Source organism: Streptomyces sp. NPDC005151 (genome assembly GCF_053599875.1).
Genome location: NZ_JBSFYR010000015.1, coordinates 99215 through 119438 on the forward strand (window position 1 = coordinate 99215; position 20224 = coordinate 119438).

General features: G+C 70.3%; 16 protein-coding genes. 12 read left to right on the forward strand and 4 right to left on the reverse strand.

Going from position 1 to position 20224, the window contains the following annotated elements; translation table 11 throughout:
* Window positions 1–461: 461 nt before the first annotated feature.
* Entirely contained in the window at window positions 462–1061 is a 600-nt protein-coding gene (locus tag ACWD6R_RS11710; protein ID WP_451818528.1) for a hypothetical protein, read from the reverse strand.
* A gap of 485 nt (window positions 1062–1546) precedes the next feature.
* Here ACWD6R_RS11710 and ACWD6R_RS11715 point away from each other — a divergent pair, with 485 nt between their 5' ends.
* The 5 genes from ACWD6R_RS11715 to ACWD6R_RS11735 all read left to right on the forward strand — a co-directional run bounded on the left by ACWD6R_RS11715 (window position 1547) and on the right by ACWD6R_RS11735 (window position 8772).
* The gene (locus ACWD6R_RS11715) at window positions 1547–1687 is read left to right on the forward strand and encodes a hypothetical protein (RefSeq protein WP_451818529.1); all 141 of its coding nucleotides are present in this window, start codon (window positions 1547–1549) and stop codon (window positions 1685–1687) included.
* A gap of 346 nt (window positions 1688–2033) precedes the next feature.
* Window positions 2034–2330, forward strand: a complete 297-nt coding sequence (locus ACWD6R_RS11720) for a hypothetical protein (protein ID WP_451818530.1) — start codon at window positions 2034–2036, stop codon at window positions 2328–2330.
* A 156-nt stretch (window positions 2331–2486) separates the two neighbouring features.
* A complete protein-coding gene (locus ACWD6R_RS11725) occupies window positions 2487–2918 on the forward strand; it encodes an SRPBCC family protein (RefSeq protein WP_451818531.1) in 432 nt (143 codons plus the stop codon).
* A 630-nt stretch (window positions 2919–3548) separates the two neighbouring features.
* Window positions 3549–4097: a hypothetical protein gene (locus tag ACWD6R_RS11730; protein WP_451818532.1), complete on the forward strand. Its 549-nt coding sequence runs from the start codon at window positions 3549–3551 to the stop codon at window positions 4095–4097.
* Window positions 4098–4167: 70 nt separating this feature from the next.
* Window positions 4168–8772 (forward strand): cation-translocating P-type ATPase, encoded by a 4605-nt coding sequence (locus ACWD6R_RS11735; protein ID WP_451818533.1) that lies wholly within the window; start codon window positions 4168–4170, stop codon window positions 8770–8772.
* 192 nt (window positions 8773–8964) lie between these two features.
* On the opposite strand, the gene ACWD6R_RS11740 is transcribed toward ACWD6R_RS11735, so the two are convergent.
* Entirely contained in the window at window positions 8965–9942 is a 978-nt protein-coding gene (locus ACWD6R_RS11740; protein ID WP_451818534.1) for a helix-turn-helix transcriptional regulator, read from the reverse strand.
* Window positions 9943–10047: 105 nt separating this feature from the next.
* On the opposite strand from ACWD6R_RS11740, the gene ACWD6R_RS11745 reads away from it, so the two are divergent.
* Window positions 10048–10788, forward strand: a complete 741-nt coding sequence (locus ACWD6R_RS11745; protein ID WP_451818535.1) for a putative quinol monooxygenase — start codon at window positions 10048–10050, stop codon at window positions 10786–10788.
* Between the two features lie 155 nt (window positions 10789–10943).
* Window positions 10944–11342, forward strand: a complete 399-nt coding sequence (locus tag ACWD6R_RS11750; protein WP_451818536.1) for a DUF4440 domain-containing protein — start codon at window positions 10944–10946, stop codon at window positions 11340–11342.
* A gap of 390 nt (window positions 11343–11732) precedes the next feature.
* On the opposite strand, the gene ACWD6R_RS11755 is transcribed toward ACWD6R_RS11750, so the two are convergent.
* Window positions 11733–13298 (reverse strand): serine protease, encoded by a 1566-nt coding sequence (locus tag ACWD6R_RS11755; protein WP_451818537.1) that lies wholly within the window; start codon window positions 13296–13298, stop codon window positions 11733–11735.
* 143 nt (window positions 13299–13441) lie between these two features.
* On the opposite strand from ACWD6R_RS11755, the gene ACWD6R_RS11760 reads away from it, so the two are divergent.
* The 3 genes from ACWD6R_RS11760 to ACWD6R_RS11770 all read left to right on the forward strand — a co-directional run bounded on the left by ACWD6R_RS11760 (window position 13442) and on the right by ACWD6R_RS11770 (window position 16369).
* The gene (locus ACWD6R_RS11760; RefSeq protein WP_451818538.1) at window positions 13442–14113 is read left to right on the forward strand and encodes an RNA polymerase sigma factor; all 672 of its coding nucleotides are present in this window, start codon (window positions 13442–13444) and stop codon (window positions 14111–14113) included.
* Window positions 14110–15204: a CU044_5270 family protein gene (locus ACWD6R_RS11765; RefSeq protein WP_451818539.1), complete on the forward strand. Its 1095-nt coding sequence runs from the start codon at window positions 14110–14112 to the stop codon at window positions 15202–15204. The genes ACWD6R_RS11760 and ACWD6R_RS11765 overlap by 4 nt, the downstream gene beginning before the upstream one ends.
* A gap of 337 nt (window positions 15205–15541) precedes the next feature.
* Entirely contained in the window at window positions 15542–16369 is an 828-nt protein-coding gene (locus ACWD6R_RS11770; RefSeq protein WP_451818540.1) for a glutaminyl-peptide cyclotransferase, read from the forward strand.
* Window positions 16370–16470: 101 nt separating this feature from the next.
* Here ACWD6R_RS11770 and ACWD6R_RS11775 read toward each other — a convergent pair whose 3' ends face one another.
* Window positions 16471–17211 (reverse strand): PP2C family protein-serine/threonine phosphatase, encoded by a 741-nt coding sequence (locus ACWD6R_RS11775; RefSeq protein WP_451818541.1) that lies wholly within the window; start codon window positions 17209–17211, stop codon window positions 16471–16473.
* 344 nt (window positions 17212–17555) lie between these two features.
* On the opposite strand from ACWD6R_RS11775, the gene ACWD6R_RS11780 reads away from it, so the two are divergent.
* Together ACWD6R_RS11780 and ACWD6R_RS11785 are read left to right on the forward strand one after the other, a co-directional pair.
* Window positions 17556–18344, forward strand: a complete 789-nt coding sequence (locus tag ACWD6R_RS11780; RefSeq protein ID WP_451818542.1) for a DUF72 domain-containing protein — start codon at window positions 17556–17558, stop codon at window positions 18342–18344.
* A 322-nt stretch (window positions 18345–18666) separates the two neighbouring features.
* Complete coding sequence (locus ACWD6R_RS11785; protein ID WP_451818543.1) at window positions 18667–19935, forward strand: ATP-binding protein; 1269 nt, start codon at window positions 18667–18669, stop codon at window positions 19933–19935.
* Window positions 19936–20224: the final 289 nt, after the last annotated feature.

Genomic DNA, 20224 nt, shown 5'->3' on the forward strand with positions numbered 1-20224 from the left:
TCCGCCGATGCCGTGCCCTCATCAAGACATACGAAGGCCCGTGCAAGATCCCCCTGTTACCGATCGCAGACGAATCCGCAGGGGGCCGGCGACAAACGCAGGAGTTCCGCGACAGGTAAGGGGGCGCAACGGCCTCGAAAAGGTACTGGCGAGGACGGCCGACGCCGATCTGCACGGATTCCGGCGGAGACACCCACGCATTCGATTCACCCGCCATTCGGACCGGACCGACGTCATCACCAGCGCGATCGAGCGACTCGACGCCCTCCCGAACTCCGGTTGACCAGCAGATCCACCTGTCCCAACGAGCCTGAACCATCCCACCGGAAACATAGACTCCGGCGCCCACCCGACGCGACAATCGGGCCAATGGCCTGCCCACACGCCCCGACAAACGAAGAAGAGCCCGTCAGCAAGCTGACGGGCTCCCGCGAAAGATCGAGGCTTAACCTGCCATCAGGTCAGATCGTCGGTGTGTCATCGACGATCTCCCTGTGCGGCTCGACAATGAACCTCCAGCCATCGCTGGGCTCCAGGAACCGCACTCGGGTCGGGTAGATGTCCAGGGCACGGCGGTCGCGGTTTTGGCTGTTCGTGCTCTTCCGCCCCCGGGCCGGCTCCTCGTACAGGTCGACCTTGACGTCCGGCACCGCGACGGTTTCCTCGCTCCAGCGCTGAACGATCCCCGCGCCGAACGCTTCCCGTGCGGCGAAGTAGAGCGACTCCAGGGATTCCTTGTTCCCGTCCGGCACGAAAAGGGCGAGGTTCAGGAGGACGCCGGCGCTCTGGAGAACCTCGATCTCCTCCCCTGCCTTGTCGGCAATCCAGATCCCGCGCTCTTCGGCATTGTCCGGGAAAACATGAATTTCCTTACCGAAGATCGTCCTCGCGGCGAAGGACCCTCCCTCGAACTTCTTACCCGGCTCCGTAAGGAAAGCCGGGGCGTAGCAGTCGAGAGGAAGGCCATCCATTTCTGCCGAGACGAAGATACCGTCCTGGAGGCCCAATTCCGAAACCTCTCCGGCCGTAAGACGTCGAGCCGTAACCTTCTCGGTATTCACGCCATTCCCCTTTTTCGCGGCGTCCTGTAAATTCATTAGGACTATACCACGAAAACGAACAGCCAATCCCTTTACGCACACCTTCGCACTCACGATAGTACAGTCAACCCTCCGAGTAATTTCCTCCACAGAACAGCAGGCAAATCCTCTCTCATCGCCGGGCGAAACGCAGCCCCCGTAGAGGAATACGGTGAGGCCCAAGAGGTGACTCACTGCTTCGGCGGGTTTCGGAACTAAGTCAGCCGCCAAGTGAAATGCGAGCGGCCTTGGTCGAATGGCGCCCCAGCGACCCAATCGAGCGAACCATGGCGGTCGCCTCTTCGATCGGGCACTTCACGCCTGGCCCCGACGGCCGCCTTCACGGGGCGGCCATCTCTTCACCCACGGCCCAGGCGGAGTCGAAGGAGTAGCACCGGTACTCCCACTCCAATAGACCCGCACCAGTAGGACGTCCTGGCGCGGCCGCGCCGTCGCGGCGGTGATTCGTGAAGGCTTTGAGCCGCCTGACCGACGACCGGCCGCCCGAGAACACCCACGCGATCGGCGGCTACTGGACCCGTGCCAATGACTCCGAGATCGACCTCGTCGGCGCCGACCGCTCAGCCGGGAACGCAGCCGATCAGTAGGGCAACCCGGCGTCGTCCATGACGTCGGCGATCTCCGAGCGGCGTGCCTCATCCGGACCCCGAAAAGCGGCAAACAGCGGTCCCCAGAAGTGCGGCAGGACTATCGCGGAAGATCGCAAAGACATCTGTTTCTGCAGGTCCAGGGCAGTATGAAGTGCCCATGCACCAGTGATTTCCAAGCTCGGAGCGCGAGTTCGATTCTCGTCACCCGCTCTTCCGACAGGGCCCAGGTCAGCGACCTGGGGCGACCGCGCTCCCCCGCAGCAGGGGCGGAAGCGGTGCCGCAAACCTACGATGGCTCGAGAAGGCGCCATCAAGTCGAACCGGCGTTCCAGAGGAGGCCGCGATGGTGGAGCACTTTGTCTGGGTGACGACACGCCGCATCAAGCCGGGCGCGCTGGAGGAGTTCGAGAGGGCCTGGCGCCCGGACCAGTACCCGCAGGCACTGCGCCGCGCCTACGCATACTGGTCCGAGGACGGGCAGGAGATCACCGGGGTGTCGTTCTGGGACACCAAAGAAGCGTGCGACTCCTGGCGGGCCTCCGCGGCGGAGACGCAGCGGCGTGAGGCCATGGCCCCTTACATCGTCGAGGAGCGGGAAGGCTTCTACCGCGGCCGCGAACTCGGAGTCGGGCCCACCTGAAGCCACCGCGGTCCTTGTGCCCGTGCCCCGGAACGCCGAGGACGGACAGCACCGGCCCGCCGGCCCACGGACACCGACGCCGGCCTCCATCGACCCTCTGGAGGCGACAATGGAGATATGGCCCCGTAAACCGTGAACCGACCTGCGAGGTGGCCGATGAGCACTCTCGAAGAACAGATCGACGTTGATGTTCCGATCGCTCTGGCCTGGGAACGCCTCCACCAGGTGGAGACCTATCCGCGATTCGTCGAAGGTGTACGCGAGGCTCGTTCGGAGGACGGGCACCGGGCACACCTGGACGTCGACGCGGGCGGCCGGGCTCAGGAGTTCGAAGCCGAGATCACCGACCGCGGCAAGGAACACAGGATGGAGTGGCAGACCACGAGCGGTCCCGACCTGGCGGGATCCTTCTCACTGCTGCCCATCGACCAGGAGCACACCCGAGTCCAGGCCCGGATCGAGTACGACCCGGGCACCGTCAAGGAGGCGTTCGGCGGGCCGAAGGGATTCGCCCAGGCGACCGCGATCGAACGGCGTGTACGGGACGACCTCGAGCACTTCAAGGAGTTGGTGGAACAGAAACGGTGAGGCGCCCCCACCTAGTACGACGGCAGTGCGGTCCACGGCCGTCGTGCCCCATCCGTGCCCTTCAGCACGCCAAACCGCTCCGGGGGGCTCGACCCGGCCCCCACGGCCGTTCCCCGGTACGTCGGTACATCGCTCAGGGCGCAGGCGGTGAGCGGGCCGGCGCCGGCGGCGATGGCTGTGGCTGCGACTACAGGCTCTGCGCATGCGACGGCGCGCAGGAGGACGGCAGGAGTCCACAGTCGGCTCGCATGCCGCAGGGCGGGTCGGTCGGCGAGCTCGGGGGCCGCGGTCGGGCGGTGACGGTGGTGGGGGGTGGGTGTTCGGGATCACGGCTCGGGCCTGGGCCGGGCACTCATACCGCCATCTCCTCACGGCCGGGACACGCGCGGGGTGTCGGTCAGCGATCCGCAGCGGCCTCTGCCGGGACCGGGACGCCGCTCTTCGCGGACTTGTCTCAGCACGGATGGTCCCCGGCGCAGCGGTCCTCACCGCCGACTACGTCATACGGCGGCATGTGGATATGCCCAGACTTGCCGAAGTTGCCCGATCTGGTCAAGGTTGTCGGAAAGGTGAGAAGCGTCACGACCTCGGCGTCGCATGCCTCACCTTCCCTACGGAGGGAGAGCGACCATGACTGACAGTTCCCATGCGCTTGGCTCAGGGGACACGAAGGTGCAGCATCCCGTCCAGGAGACGCTGGCGCACCCCATGCAGACGGTGACGACGGCAATGGAGAAGGTTCCTGGCGCCGAGAGGGTCAAGGGGATCGTCGACGGTGTTCTGGATTCCGTCGGGATCGTCTCGCCCCATGCACGGCGTGTCGCGGCGTACACCGGCGCCGGGCTGCTCGGCGTGGCCGGTGTGGTCGAGTGGCCAGTGGTCGCGGCGGGCGCCGCCGTGGTGTGGCTCACGCAGCCGCGTCCCAAGGATGTCGCGGCGGCCCGGACAGCCGGCGAGGCCCGCGCCGAAGCATTGCAGGCGAAGCACGCCGCCGGGTCGGCCAAGGCGTCGACGGCCACCGGGAAGGCGAAGACCCGTCCGGGCAAGGCCACGTCGGGGACGGCGAAGACCCGCGCGCCCAAGAAGACGAGCACGTCGGGCACGGCGAAGGCCCGCTCGTCCAAGCGCGCCGCCACGAACACCTCGCACGCCAAGGCAGGTGGGCGGAAGAAGCCGTGACGCCGGCCTTCCACCCGCTCCGACGACCGTTCCGCCGCCGGCCCGTGCGGCAAGCCCGCGAAGGTGAGACATGTTGCTCCGCTTGCTGACCGGGCTGCCCGCCGTGGTCCTTCAGAACGCCTTGGCCGCCCCCGTCGAGGCCACGCGCCGGCTCGCCCCGCCGGCCACCGACACGGCGCGGACGATCGCTGAGCTGGTGAGCACCGGTGCGCGTGGCGCTGTGAGCGGCGCGGCGGCGGTGGCGGCGACCGCACTGCGGGTCGGCAGGGTCGCTCGCAACGCCGTGACCCCTCACGTCGGTTACTGGCACGCCGGCTCCCGGATGCACCTCGCACTGCGGCACCATCCGGACTCGCAGGAACCCAGCGTGGAGCGACTCGAGGCCGCCGCCGAGAAAGTGGCCGTCGAGCTGGCCGAGCACCCTGACGTGCTGATCGCCTACTGGGACGGCGGCCTGGGGCGGCTGGTCATGGAGACCACCGAGGATGCGATCAGCGAGCAACTGGTGGACTGGGCGTCCGAACTTGCCGCCGAACACGGGCTGGTGCACGTCGGTGACCAGACGCTGGAGCACGCGCACCCGGGTGCAGCCGGGGGCGTGCGCGCCAATACTGTCGCCGTGGCGTGCGACGCGGCGGGCATCGCCACCTCCCTCGCGGCACGGACACTCTTTCTGAAGCCCGTGCCGGAGGTCTTCGTGGCCGCGGTCGTCGTGATGCGTGAGGACTCCCGGGTACGGACGGTGCTGAGCCGCGCGCTGGGCCCGGACGTGGCCGATCTGGTGCTCGCCGCGGCCCATGCGGCTGTCTGTGGGATCGGGCAGTCGCCGAGTCCGCTGCTGCTCGACGCGGCATTGCGGACAGCCCAGTTGGTGGAGTCCGTTGCCCAGCTCGCGGCATTCGACGCCCTGCACGACACGCTGTGCGCTCCGGACAGGCTGACCGTGGCCGGAGACGACGTCGTACGTCCGCCGCTGCGTTCGTGCCCTGGCGAGGAGTATGCCGACGCCGCGATCAACGGGATGCTGGGCGGCGCCCTCACCACGCTCCTGTTCACCCGCAACCTCGATGGGGCGGCCGAGACCGTACTGGCCGGTTCGCCCAAGGCTGCGCGCTACGGCCCGGCGGCCTTCACCGCGGCGCTCGGCAGCGCCCTGGCGCGCGAGGACGTGCTTGTCCGCAGCCCGGAGCGGCTGCGCCGACTGGAGCTTGTGGACACCGTGGTCCTGCATCCTGAAGCGCTGCGCGGCACTCGGCGCACCGTGCTCGAGGTCCATCCCAGCATGGCCGGCTGGGATCACCGTCGGCTGTGGCAGGAGTCCACCGCAGCCCTGAGTGCGCCCGGGGACAGGGCAGTGCCGTCCGGGGAGCCGGGACTCGGCCTGCGACCGGTGCCCGACGAGTTGGCGTCGAACACAGGGCGGTCGGACACGGGACTGATGATCGCGTCGGTGCGCGGCGAAGATGTCGGTACCGTCCTGGTCGGCTGGGAGGTCGACCCGATGGCCGAGGCCGCGTTGAACGCGGCGCGCCGGGCCGGCCTGCACGTTGTTGTGCTGGACGACCACTCGCTCGGCGAGTTCGGGACGCTGGCCGACCAACTCGCCCCTGCCGAGATCCCCTTGGCCGAGGTGGTGGCCGGCCTGCAGAGCGGCGGGCGGACGGTCCTCACGGTGGCGCGCGTGCCGGACGACCGGGCTGCAGCGGAACGGGCGTTGACCGCGGCCGCCCGCGACGTACTCAACGGGCTGCTCCGCAGTGACATCGCCGTCGCCGTCGCCGACGAGCGCAGCGCTGTCGTCTGGGGCGCGGACATTCTGCCGTTGCGCGGGCTGGAGGGCACGTGGCGGTTGCTGTCCGCCGTGCCCGCTGCACGGGCGGCCGCCCGACGGTCCAAGTTCCTCGCCGAGGCGGGCGCCACGCTCTCCGAGCTCCTGGTACTCACCCGCGGGGCCCGGACGCAACGGGTCCCCTTCCCCCTCGAACTGCGGATCAGCCCTGTCAACATCGCCACCGCCGCGGCTCTGGTGTCGGGCTGGTTCACCGCGCTGGGTGTCGCCGCCCGTACGACCCCGCACCCCAGGCCGCGGGTGCCTTGGCACGCTCTGCATCCGGAGGAGGTCATGGCCCGGCTGGCGAGGGCGCCGCGGGCCGCGCCCACCGCATGGGCGGTGGTGCGGACCCGGGCCGGCCACGTCGTGGGCGCCGCAGCCACTCACCCGGCCTTCGCGCCGGCGCGGGTCGGCGCACGTCTGGCAGGCGCCGTGTGGGCCGAACTCGACGACCCGTTCACCCCCATCCTGCTGGTCGGTGCCGCCGCGTCGGCACTGCTGGGATCCGCAGTGGACGCATTCCTCGTCATCGGCGCCGTCGCGGGGAACGCATTGGTCGGCGGAGTACAGCGGCTGCGCGCGGAGCAGGCACTGTCCGAGCTCGTCACCGGGCAACGGCGAACAGCCCGGCGCCTCCCCGACGTGTCAGCAGATGAGGCGTCCCTCGTCGAGGCCGAACGACTGGCGCCCGGCGAGGTGATCGAGCTGCGCACCAACGACGTCGTGCCGGCCGACGCGCGCCTGCTGGAGGTCAGCGGCTTCGAGGTCGACGAGTCCTCGTTGACCGGCGAGTCACTGCCCACCCGCAAACAGGTGGCCGCCGTACCACAGGCGCCCGTCGCCGACCGCAGTTGCATGGTGTTCGAGGGCACCACGGTGGTGGCCGGCCACGCCCGCGCCGTGGTGGTGGGCACCGGCGACCAGACCGAAGCCGGCCGCGCGGCGTCCCTCGCCGCCCGGGTCCCCACCTCGGCAGGGGTCCAGGCACGACTGCACCGGCTGACCCGCCGGGTCCTGCCCCTCACCCTCGCCGGCGGCGCCGCGGTGGCCGGTCTGTCCCTGCTGCGCGGCCGCCCGGTGCGCACCGCGCTCCAGGGCGGGCTGGCAGTCGCGGTGGCCGCCGTCCCCGAAGGCATGCCCTTGGTGGCGACGGTGGCGCAGATGGCCGCGGCGCGGCGGCTCAGCAGGCTGGGTGTCCTGGTCCGCACGCCGCGCAGTCTGGAGGCCCTGGGACGCGTGGACACCATGTGCTTCGACAAGACCGGGACTCTCACCGAGAACCGGTTGCGGGTCGTCCGTCTGGTCACTGCCGCCGGCACCGAGCACCCGGCGTCCGGCCCCGAAGCGGAACCGATCCTTCGCATCGCCGCCCGGGCCTGCCCGCGCGTCGCCGAGCAGCCGGGTGTCCACGCCCACGCCACCGACGAGGCCGTCCTGGCAGCCGCCCCGCGCGAGACCGGGTGGACCACCGTGCAGGCCCAGCCCTTCGAGGCGAGCCGGGGCTACGCGGCCGCCGTCGGAAGGGACGACGACGGCGAGGGCATGCTGGTCGTCAAGGGGGCGCCCGAAGTCATGCTGCCCTGCTGCCCCGATGCGGATCCGACAGCCGTCGACACGGCACTTGCCCTTGCCGCCCAGGGCCTGCGGCTGCTGGCCGTCGCCCAGCGCCGCCTGTCGGCGGAAGAGGCGGCGGAGGCCCTGGACAAGCCCCTTGAACTGCTGGAACTCATCGGGTTCGTGGCACTGGCCGACACCCCTCGCGCCAGCTCGGCTCCGCTCGTGGCCGGTCTCGGCGAGGTCGGCGTACGACCCGTCATGCTCACCGGCGACCACCCTCAGACCGCCCGTTCCGTGGCGGTCGCTCTGGGCTGGCCATCGGATGTCACGGTCGTCACCGGTGACGAGCTGGCCGCACTCGACCGGGCGGGGCGGGCGCGCCTGCTCCGGGACTGCGGCGTCGTGGCTCGCGTCGCACCCGAGCAGAAACTGCAGGTCGTCGAGGCGCTCCGGGAGGCGGGACGCGTCGTGGGCATGGTCGGGGACGGCGCCAACGACGCCGCCGCCATCCGCGCCGCCGATGTCGGGATCGGCATCGCGGCGCGTGGATCGGCCGCCGCGCGCAACGCCGCGGACCTCGTGATCACCAACGACGAACTGTCGGTTCTTATCGACGCCATCGGCGAGGGCCGTGCCCTGTGGCGAAGCGTGGCCGACGCGATCAGCATTCTGCTCGGAGGGAACGCCGGCGAGGTCGGCTTCTCCGTACTGGGCACCTTGCTGTCCGGTACGTCGCCACTGACGACGCGTCAGCTTCTGCTGGTCAACCTGCTCACCGACATGTTCCCGGCGATGGCGGTCGCGGTCACCCCCCACGATCCGGAACCCGTCGGTGAGCCCACCGCAGCCGACGACGCACCCGTAGGCCTCGCCGTCCTCGGCCGGCCACTGACCCGCCAGATCCGCGATCGTGGCCTGATCACCGGAATCGGCGCGGCCATCGCATGGCTGATCGGCAGCCTCACTCCGGGCTCGGCGCGGCGCACCAGCACGATGGCCCTGTGCGGTGTGGTCGGCGCCCAGCTCACCCAGACCGTCGTCGGACGCCGCCACAGCCCACTGGTCCTGGCCACCGTCCTCGGCACCGCTGCCGTGCTCATCGCCCTCGTCCAGACGCCCGTCGTCAGCCACTTCTTCGGGTGCACGCCACTGGGCCCACTGGCGTGGGCCGGCGTGGCCGTAGCCATCGGCGCCGCCGCCCTCGGACCCCGCGTACTGCCGCAGGCCGACCGTCTGCTGGCCGACCTCACCTCGCGAATGCGTCCCGTGGTGCCGCTCGCCCACTGACGACCTGAAGGTGATTCAGCGCGGCGCCGGGAGTCAGCAGCGGCAGATCAGTGACGCCGGGGCAGGTGATCACGGCGACATCACCGCCTGCGGGGGTACTCGGCTCCACTCTCACCCCGGTCCTGCGCACAGCGCCCCTGGGCGTCGCGCACCAGGCCCGCACCACGGTGCGGAATGTCCTGTCGCGTCGGCTCACCCGCGTCCATAGGTCCGGGCGAGTACGCCCACGGCGTCTGCCATGACCTGGCGCAGTTCCTCCGGCGCGACGACCTCCACATCGATGCCGAGCCGCAGCAGCTCACCACAGGCATGCTCGGTGCTCTCGGTCGGGATGACCGCCTCGGTCCAGCCGTCGTCACCAACCGCCTTTGCCGTGGCGTCGAATGCCCGGACCACCTCGGGGGGAACGTTGGCCGGCAGCCGCTCGCGCCCGTTCGGGGACAAGCGGATGGTGGCAGTGCCCGTATAGCGGCGCGCCTGGAAGTCGTCCAGGTAGGACGACCAGTACTCACCCAGGACGAAGTCCTCCGGCCGTTCGAAACGCTCGTCACTCAACACCGCGTCGAGGACCTGGGTGATCCGGTAGGTGGCGATCCGGCCCTTGGCTGCGGCCACGAGGTACCAGGTGCCGGACTTGAGCACCAGGCCGTAGGGGTGCAGCCGACGGTTCACCTCCTGCGGCTCGCGCCAGCGGCGGTAACGCACATCCACCGCGTGCCGGCTGAACACCGCCTCGACGAGCAGGGGCAGATACGGAGTCGCCTCGGCTTCCCGGTACCAGCCCGGAGCATCCAAGTGGAACATCGCGTCGGCCCGCGTCGCCTCTTCGCGCAGCCCCGCCGGCAGCGCGGCCAGCAACTTCAGCCGTGCTGCCGCTACTTCCGCCGCGAACCCCAGGTCGGCAGCGGGCGTGGGCAGTCCGGCGAGGAACAACGCTCTGGCCTCGCGCTCGCTCAACCCGGTGAGGCGGGTGCGGTAGCCGTCGAGCAGCTGATAGCCGCCGGCGCGGCCCTGCTCGGCGCGGACCGGGATCCCGGCGGCCTGCAGGCGATCAAGGTCACGGTAGGCGGTACGTACGGAGACCCGCAGTTCGTCGGCCAGCCGTCGCGCCGACATACGGCCACGGGTCTGGAGCAACAGCAGCATCGAAAGCAACCGGTCGGCAGACATAGGAGGATTCTGCTCCGAAACACTGACAGCTTCTGGCACACACGGGCCCTACCGTCGGCCCAGGTCGATCCACCCGGCTCGAAGAACGCGAAAGAGGAATCCACTGTGCCCAGAACCGACCCTGCCGGCCGCCCTGCTGTGATCGAGCTTCGTCAGTACACCCTGCGCCCGGGCTGCCGGGACGAGCTCATCGATCTGTTCGACCGGGAGTTCGTCGAAACCCAGGAGGAGACCGGGATGATCGTCCTCGGCCAGTTCCGGGACCTCGACGATCCGGACCGTTTCGTCTGGCTGCGCGGCTTCACGGACATGGAGGTCCGGCGGGAGGCCCTGTCCGCCTTCTACGGCGGGCCGGTCTGGGCCGCGCACGGCCCCCAGGCCAACGCCACCATGGTCGATTCCGGCAATGTCCTGCTCCTGCGGCCCCTGCCGGCCGGGAGCGGCTTCGCGATGACCCCGTCCGACCGGCCGCAGGAAGCTGCCGCGGCACCGGATCGGTTCGTGGCCTCCGCACTGTGGCACTTCCCTCCGGGCTGCCACCACGGCGCCGAACTGATCCGGGACGGTCTCGTCCCTGTCCTGCGAGAAACAGGGCCCGCACCACTCGCCGTACTCACCACGGAGCCGGCGGCCAACACATTCCCCAGGCTCCCGGTCCGCACCGGGGAGAACATCGTCGCAGTCTTCACCTCGTACCCGGACGAGAGCGCGCACCGCCGCCACCTCGCCCGCGCCATGGCTCATCCCCTCGTACGGGAGGAGCTTCTTCCGGACATCGAGCAGGCGCAGACCGCAGCCCCCGAACTCCTGAGGCTGGCACCCACAGCCCGCTCACTCATACGCTGAGACGCGGGGCGCCCTCTCGCGCCCCCGCGGGCCACCACCCCCAGCCTCCTGAACGGGGTGTGCCAGTACGTGCCGGTCCGGGTGGTGAACGCCCCTGGTCGGCTGGGTGGTCTCGGCGACCGAGCCCTCGCCCCTTCGGTGTTAGCGTCGTGTCCATGTCCAAGACCGAGATCGACGCAGTGACCGCCGAGTTCTTCGGCGCCTTCGACAATCGGGGCGGCAAGGCTGCCGACGTGGCCCGGATCCGGCGGCTGGTTCTTCCAAGCGGCGTGATCGTCACCACCGCCCCGGAGTTCACGGTCTACACCGTGGACGAGTTCATCGAGCCTCGCCGGCGGCTGCTGTCCGACGGTCGACTGGTCGAGTTCTCCGAGTGGGAGACCTCCGAGCGGACCGAGATCGCGGGCGATATCGCGTCGCGGTTCGGCGAATACCGCAAGTCCGGGGTCTTGGACGGTGAGCCGTTCGAGGGCGTCGGGACCAAGACCATCCAGTTCGTCCGCACCTCGGACGGCTGGCGGATCACGGCATTCGCCTGGCACGACCGGCCCTGATTCGTCGGGCACCCGTCGGGGCGGGATGACCGGCAGAGAGACAGACTCGGTCGCCGAGGGAGGCGCGTGCCACTACGTGCCGGTCAGGGTAGCGAACAGCGGTCAACAGGCAGCTTCCCACAACCCACGGACGTCCCACCTGAAAGCACGTTTCCGCAGGTCAGACCCGCGTTCGGGGCCCAAGTCCCGAGTGATTCCCAGGCTCGGAGCGCGAGTTCGATTCTCGTCACCCGCTCCATGAAGAAGCCCCCGGCCAACGGCCGGAGGCTTCTTGTTGTTCGGACCGGTCGCGGGTGGCGTGCCCTCTCTGTGCACCAACAGTGCGGCGAGGGCCCAGCTACGCACGAGACGAGCCGCCCGCCCCGGCTGCCCTTCTTCCGGATTACGGGGTCATCGGGTCCGGTAGGCGTCGATGATGGTCTGGGTGAGGGTGTTCCCGCCGGTGTCGGTCAGCTCCGCGCGCAAGGAGACGCCGGTGTCCACGGGCGGGTTGTGGATCGTGACGGCGCCGTTCTCGACCGGAACCCGGGTCCACGAGGCGCCGTTGTCCACGGATACCGAGACTGCCAGCGAGCACACACGTCCGTCCGCGGCGGCGCCCAGCACCGTGACGGGTACACGGAGTGCCGCGTTCGCCGCCGCGGTGCCGGTCGGGCTGAGCGCGGGCGAGAACCGCACGGCGCTCACCGGGACCGGGGTCGGGCCGGTCGTGGTGAGCGAAGTGAAGGTCCACGACGCGGTCACACGCGTGGCGGTGCCGGGCGCACCCGTGCGATTCACCGTGCTGGTGAGCCGGTATGCCGCGCGCCCCGGTGGCACGGTGAACTCGGCTCGTCCGGGGGCGCCTGCCTTGGTCCCGACGCGCACGCCGTTGCGGTGAAGAGTGGTCGAGGCCGTGCTGTACGGCGGTGACGACGGCACGTGGCCATCTCCGTCGGCGAGCAGCGGAACATCGACGGTGACGCGGTCGCCGTCGCGAACGACGCCGGGGCGGCCGGTGAGGTCGGGGCCGAAGACGGCGTTGTCGAAGGTGTGCGTGGTCGTGCCCCCGGCCCGCACGGCTACGTCATTGGCGCTGTAGCGGTTCGATGCCGCGCCGGGCGTACCGGGGGCGAAGTAGGTGATGTCCCAGGTGCCGCGTTCAGGTGTCACGAGGTAGGTGGCGGTGCCGGGGGTCGCCAGCATCTGGGAGACGCCGATGGTCGGTCCGGCACTCGGTTGCAGGTCGACGGACGCGGTCCCTGCGGTGCCCGGCCGGGCCGCGCCGCGGATCTGCACGGTGGCCAGGTCCGTCGGGGAGGGGTGCCGGGTGAGCCCTGTCAGGGCGCGGGGGCCGGTGAAGGTGTAGCCGAGCGCGTAGCCGGCGGTCTCGGTCGTCCAGTACGCGTCGAACCACTGCTTCACCGATCCGGGTTCACTGTCGGGGCCCAGGTGCGCGACGCGCAGGTTCGAGGTGGAGTTGATCAGGTTGGCGCCCCGGGTGGCGCCGTCGTGCGTGACCTGGACGAACATCGCGCTGTGCAGGAAGCCTGCGGAGCGGTCGGGCGGCCGTACGTCGACGGGGACGGTGGTCCGCGCGTCGACGGTGATGGTGGTGTCACGGTCGAGGTCGAGGCGCGGTTGGACGATCCAGTCCGTCCCGTCCGCTTCGTTACCTGTGGTCAGGGAACTGTCCAGGAGATACCGGCCCCGGGGCAGGCGCACGGTGGTCGTGCCGGAAGCGTCGTACGGATGGACGGCCTCGTCGGCGCCCGGGCCGGAGATTCCGGTGACGTTGGTGGCGTAGCCCCCCGTCGTGTGGCCGGTGCGGTCGAGGTGAGTGATCGTGAGGGCGTACGTCGCCGGCTCCGCGGCGAAGGCGGTGGTGTGCCATGCGGGCGTCGCGCTGCCGACCAGGGCGACGGCGAGAGCCAGAGTACGGAGGGCACTCCGGCGGGGTACGGAAGAACTGTTCATGACCTGCACTGCGCTTCCGGGCGCCGGCGTTCCCGTGAGCTGCGTCACGCCGGGTGCGAGGGCGCGGCCCCTGAGCGGCACGTGTGGCGCACGTCACTGGAACCGGCGCAACGGACGTGGCAGAGCAGAGTGTGGAATCACTCATGAGGAATCGCTTCCGCCGCGGAGACCGCGACGCCTTGGGAGAGCTGTACGACGAGCACGCCCAGGTGCTGTACCGCTATGCCCTGCGGGTGACGGGCGACTGGGCGGAGGCCGAAGACGTCGTCTCGGCGACCTTCCTGGAAGCATGGCGCAGCCGGGAGAAGCTGCGCCCCGACGGGGACAGTCTGCGCCCGTGGCTGCTGGGAATCGCCACCAACATCATGCGCCGCAACGCCCGCGCACGCCGACGCCGCGAGATCGCGCTCGCCCGCGTCCCGGAACGCGGTTCGATTCCGGACTTCGTCGACGATCTCGTCACGCACCTCGCGGATACCGAGCAACTGCGCGCCGCGCACACCGCACTCGCCCGCCTGCGGCGGCGCGACCGGGAGGTCTTCACCCTCGTGGTGTGGGCCGGCCTGGACTACGCGGCCGCGGCCGACGCACTCGGCGTGCCGGTCGGCACCGTCCGGTCACGCCTGTCCCGCGCCCGTACCCGACTGCGCGAGCTCGCCGGCGCCGAAGCCCGCGCCGCACGTTCGCGGACCACGCGGGCCGGAGCCGAACAGCCGGCCGCGGCGGAAAGCAGGGACCGCTCCGCCAGCCCCGACAAGCCAGTACCGGGCCGCATCCCCGTGGCCCGGCCGTTGACCCAGGAGAACCACGGATGAACATCTCCCCGCGGCGCCGTACGCATCACCGGTCCGAGGAGACCGAACGCCTCGGCCTCACCGGCCTGCTGCCCCCGCCACCGGTCCCCGGCCTGGGTCCCGACCGCGAACTGCTGCTGAAGGAAGCACTGCTGCGCAAGGCTGCCCCCGCCTCACCACCCGGCGTCCTCACCACCCGGGCCCCGCGCCCGCGCCGGCGCCTGGTCCGGGTCCTGGCGCCGGCTGTCGCCTGCACCTTGGCGGTCTGCGGCGTCGTGGCCGTGAACCTCGCGGACCCGCCCGGGCGCGACACCACCGCGGTCACGCGTGGCGGCGCCCCCCGCGCACCCGAAGTGACACAGCTCCTCGACCGCATCGCGCTCGCCGCCGCCGGAAGGAAGCAGCCGGCAGTCCGTGCCGACCAGTTCGTGTACATCGAGAGCAAGGTCGCCTACGCCGCGCAGAGCGCCGGAGGAGGCCCGGTGACCATGGCTCCCGTGCACACGCGGCAGGTGTGGTTGTCCGCCGACGGCAGCCGCCCCGGCCTGCTGCGCGAGGGGGGCGGGCCCGACACCCCGCTCGACACCGACACACCGGTCCACACCCTCGACGGCCCAGGAGCGACGCCCCGGCCGAGCACCGCGCACAAGAGGGGCCCGTCGATCGGCAACCCGACCCATCAGTACGTCGCGTCGCTGCCCACCGACCCCGACGCCCTGCTGAAACTGATCCGGGACGAGACCCGCGGACAGGGCCAGGACCCGGACCAGCGAGCATTCACCGCGATCGGCGAACTGCTGGCCGAGACCTGGGCACCACCGCAGGTCAGCGCCGCGCTCTACAAGGCCGCCGCAAAGATCCCCGGGGTCACGGTGATCCATGCGGCCGCCGACGCCACGGGACGCGAGGGCGTTGCCGTCGCCCGTACTGCACACGGGCAGCAGACGCAGTGGGTCTTCGACCGGACCACGTACGCATTCCTCGGTGAACGCACGGTCCTCACCGAAGCCGGCGACGCCGGCCCGGCCGGGACCGTTGTCGGCACCTCCGCGGTCCTCACCAAGGCCGCAGCCGACCGCGCCGGCAAGACTCCCGAGCCGATGACCACGTAGAGGGGCAGCCATCCACACGGGCCGCCCCGGATCGCGGTTCCACCGGGGCCGGCAGCTGCCGGCTCCCATCCGTTCAGGAAGCCGAGAGGGTCGCAAAGGTCGGTCCAAGGCGGCCGACAGCAGCGGTGCGGGACGGGGAGCCGGTCTCGGCCAGGACACGACCGTGGAACCGGGTGGCACCGGCTCGTGTGCGTGGACGGACTGCACCGTTCGGCGACCTCGTCCCCCAGCGGGTCCGGTCCCGGGCGGCGCCGGCCCCGCAACGCCCTGGGAGCAAACGTCTCCGAGCCGGGCGGGGCAAAGCTGCTCCGGTCGGTGTCTGTGCCAGTGTGAGGTCATGCGTCTTGCGCTGGCCGCCCCTTTCGCGGTCGCGGCCCTGGCCGGTGTCATGCTCGTCCGTTCGTGTGGGACGGGCAGCGGAGCCGAGGACCCCGGCCGCCCCGGCATGCGGGGGCGGGCGGCGGCAGGGGTCGAACAATTGACCGTCAAGGTCGCCGAGATCCTGCCCCATGACCCGAAGGCCTTCACCCAGGGCCTGGAGATGACCGGCGGCATGCTCTACGAGAGCACGGGCCTGACCGGACAGTCCTCGGCCCGGATGGGGCCGCCAGGCAAGTCCCCTGTGGCCCGCGCCGCGTTGCCCCCGCCGCTCTTCGGTGAAGGAATCACCGTCATGGGGCCGACGCTGTTGCAGCTCACCTGGCAGAACGGCATCGCGGTCGAACGGGACGCAAGGACGCTGGCCGAGTTGCGCCGGGTCCCCTACCGGGACGAAGGCTGGGGGGTCTGCTACCAGCGGCAGCGCGGGCGGCTGGTGACGAGCAACGGCTCCGCCCGGCTCGCCTTCCGCGACCCCGAAACACTCCGCAAGACGGGGGAGATTGCCGTCACCGCCGATGCGCGGCCTGTGGGGCAGCTGAATGAGCTGGAATGCGTCGGCGACATCGTGTACGCCAACGTCTGGCCCGAGGACCGGATCGTGCGTATCGACGCCACCACCGGCAGGGTGACTGGGGACATCCAGGTTCCGGCCCTGCTCAGCGCAGCCGAGAGGCGGCACGCAAACGTCCTGAACGGTATTGCGGCTGTTCCCGGAACCGATCAGTTCCTGCTCACCGGCAAGTGGTGGCCCAAGATGTTCCGGGTCGCCTTCGTTCCCAGGTGAACCGCCGCCCGTAATTCGGGTGACGCGTTCGGCTCCCGTCCCCGCTCCGCGCAAGGGCCCCGGGCCAACGGCCCGGGGCTGTTGCGACGGCCCACTCGCCGCTACTCGCCGATGCGTACCATCGCGAGCGTGATGTTGTCGGGGCCTCCCGCCTCGATAGCGGCCTTCCACAGCTCGAAAGCGGCCCTGCCGTCGTTGTGCACGCGCAGCAGACTGTCGAGTTCGTCCTCCGTCACCGGGTCGGTCAGCCCGTCGGTGCAGACCAGGTAGCGATCACCTGCGGACAGCGGCGCCGTCGTGACGTGGGGCGTGATGGCGCTGAACCGGCGGGCGCCGCCGAGCGCCTGTGTGACAAGTGACGTGGTGCGCCGGCCCGGCGCCAACGGCGGGCTGTCGTCCACGCTCACCTGGCGGAGTCCGTCCCCAGTCGCGTCGAGCACCCTGCTGTCGCCGACGTTGAAGGCAAGCAGCGACTCCGCCAGCACGACGGCGCCCGCGACCGTGGTCCCCATGGTGACCAGTTCCGGATTGCCGTCGGCGGCTGCGTACACCGCGTCATTGCAGACGCCCAGAGCGTCACGAACGGCTTCCTCGCTGTCCAGTGAAGGACCGAACGACGCGAGTTGGCGGACGACCAGTGCACTGGCCACTTCGCCGGCGGGCTGCCCGCCGATCCCGTCGGCGACCGCGACGACGAGCGGAGTGCCGAGAGGGAACAGCAGTGTCTGCGGGTTCTCGGTCACGGTGCCGCACAGCGTCCACGGTCCGACAACGAGGCTGTCCTCGTTGTGATCGCGAATGAGCCCGGTGTGGCTCAATGCAGTGACGGCTATGTACGGCATCGAAGGGCCCCGCTCTCCGCAACGGCAGGCGCGTCCCGCATCTCCATTGTGGCGCCGTGGGCACGCGGATGACGCAGCCCCGAAGAACTGCTCGCCGCGTGGCGCACGCACCGATGAGCGACGGCCTGCGACCCTGCGTGCCACTCAGGGCGGTGCAGAGCTGCCACCAGGAGCATCCTCGGACCGTCCGGAGCAGTGCGCGACGAGATCGCTCCGCAGAACCGGAGGCGCGCTGGCGGATACGCCGCGCCGCTGACGCCGGCCCTGCCCGTCCGTGCCTCCACCACGGCGCACTCACCGGGCGAGGCGTTACGGCCTTCGGCCTCAGGGGCAGGGATCGGACCATGCCCATGCTCGTCGGAACCTCAGGGTGGCAGTACAAGGACTGGCGTGGTGTTCTCTATCCCCCCGGGCACCCGCAGCGGCTGTGGCTGGAGGAGTACGCCCGGCACTTCGCCACCGTGGAGAACAACAACGCCTTCTACCGGCTCCCCACAGCGGAGATCTTCGCCTCCTGGCGGGAGCGGACGCCGGAGGGGTTCGTCATGGCGGTCAAGGCCAGCCGCTACTTGACCCATCTGAAGCGGCTGCGCGATCCCGAGGAGCCGGTGCTCCGGCTGATGGATCACGCCGAGGGTCTCGGCGACCGCCTGGGACCCGTGCTGCTCCAACTGCCTTCGAACTTCCGTGAGGACATCGGGGCTCTGGACGCCTGCCTGAGCTGCTTTCCCGACGGGGTTCGGGTGGCCGTCGAACTCCGGCACACCTCGTGGTGGGAGGCGGAGCGGGAGCTCCGGGCGGTGCTGGAACGGCATGGCAGCGCGCTGTGCTGGGCAGATCGTGGGTCCCGCCCGGTGACGCCGCTGTGGCGTACCGCGTCATGGGGGTACGTACGGTTTCACGGCGGCATCGCGGAGCCGCCGCCGCGCTACGGCCGCCAGGCGTTGACGTCCTGGGCCCGTCGCATCGTCGACGCCTGGCCCGACGAGGACGATGTGTATGTGTACTTCAACAACGACCTGGGTGGTGCGGCCGTCGTGGACGCCGTGAAATTCGCCCGCGCAGCGGCCGCGTTGGGCCGGACGGTGAGCCGTACGCCTCCCGGAGCCCTGCCGGAGCAGTCCACGTCCTGAGGGTTTTCCTGCCGGGCTGCGGTTGTTCCGGGTGCGGCGGAATCGGATCGGCTCGCCTCGCAGATGGCTGGATCTCCCGCACCGCGCTGCGCCGGACAGCGATCCGCTCCGCATCCGGCCGCGCGGCACCGGGCGCGGGGCGCGAATTCCCGTACGCGGGGCGTTGCTTGAAGCAGCAGTCACCTCGCCCGTCACGATGAGGCGAGCCGCACCGGTGGGCCCTTCGCCCGGCGCCCCGGTGCGACCGTATGCCGTTGATTGGCGACCGTGCCGGACCTGGCTGATGATGGAAGTTCAAGGAGCGACGTCCAAGGGCTGGGCCATGACTGTGTGGCATGTGCGGGACTTCACGCCGGACGATCTCGAATCGGTGGTGCGGCTCGACGCTGAGAGCACCACGACCGACCAGCCCGCTGTTTTCCGCTTGTCCGAGGTCGTCGCCGCGGTGCAGGCGCAGAATCCCGGTGTCGTCGCGGTGGCCGACGGGCATCTCGTGGGCGCGGCGGTGGGGCGGGTGGACGGCGACCGGGCCTGGGTGCTGCGTATCGCCCTGCATCCGGCCTGGCGGAACCTGGGGCTGGGCACCGCGCTGCTCTCCGCCCTGGAGCGTCGCCTGCAGAGTGCTGGAGCCAAGATCGTCGCCGCGGTTCTGCCCGAGGAGGAGACGGGCGCCGCTGCGCTCGGCCATTCCGGGTTCCGACAGCATCGGGGGCTGACGTACTTCGAGAAGGTGCAGTCGGTGACCGCCCAGGACTCCGCGATCCTGTCCTCGCTCGGGGCGACGGTGCCCGCTGCCGGGCTCTGGGAGAAGCTCTCAGGTATGGCGGACGAGAAGCGGCTCGTCGAACGTCGACTGGTGCTTCCCCTGGCCAACCCCGAGCTTGCTGACGCGCACGGCGTCGAACCACCCCAGGCCGTCGTACTGTTCGGTCCTCCGGGTACGGGCAAGAGCACGTTCGCCAAGGCTGTGGCCAGTCGGCTCGGCTGGCCGTTCGTCGAGCTCTTCCCCTCCCGGCTCGCGCTGGAGGACGGGCTCGCGCACGGACTCAGCCGCCGCTTCGAGGAGATCGCACAACTCGACCATGCGCTGGTCTTCATCGACGAGGTGGAGGAAGTCGCCGGCACCCGCAACCTCGCCGACCCCATGTCTGTCGGCGTGGTCAATGAGCTCCTCAAATCGATCGTGCGGTTCCGCGACCGCGACGGCAGACTGCTCATCTGCGCCACCAATACGGTCGCCGCCCTGGATCCGGCCTTCCTGCGCCATGGCCGATTCGATTACGTCCTGCCCGTCGGGCCGCCCGACCACGAGGCCCGTAAGGCCCTGTGGACCAGCTATATCGCCAAGACCGGGGCCGAAGCCGACACGGCCGCGCTGGCCGAGGCCAGCGAGGGATTCACCCCCGCCGACATCAAGCAAGCCGCCCGTACGGTCGCCCAGTCCGTCTTCGAACGCACCCTCGACACCGGAGAGAGGGCCCAGCCCACTACCGAGGACTTTCTCCACACGATCAGACACACCCGTCCCACCGTCACCACCGACATGGCCCTGGAGTTCGCCGACCACACCATCCGCTACGGCCGCACCTGAAGGCCCGCGGCGGCATTGATCCGCTCCTGGTGGGTCCATGCCCGCGCGCGCGATCTCCGAACGGCTCCGGCAGGCGTTTCCGGATGATCGCGGGGAGGCGTACGAAACCGGGCGCCGCAGGAGAACACACCGAGCGCGGTGAGCTCGGCCGCGGGGCGGGTGCGCCCCGGGCGTCCGCGGATGCGGTGCCCCACCGTAAGCTTGTGATTTGAGGTTCGACCCGCGGCTGGTGCTGTGCCCGGTTGCGGGTTTCGCCGTTCCGCGGACAGCAGTACGGCCTTTGCGTGAT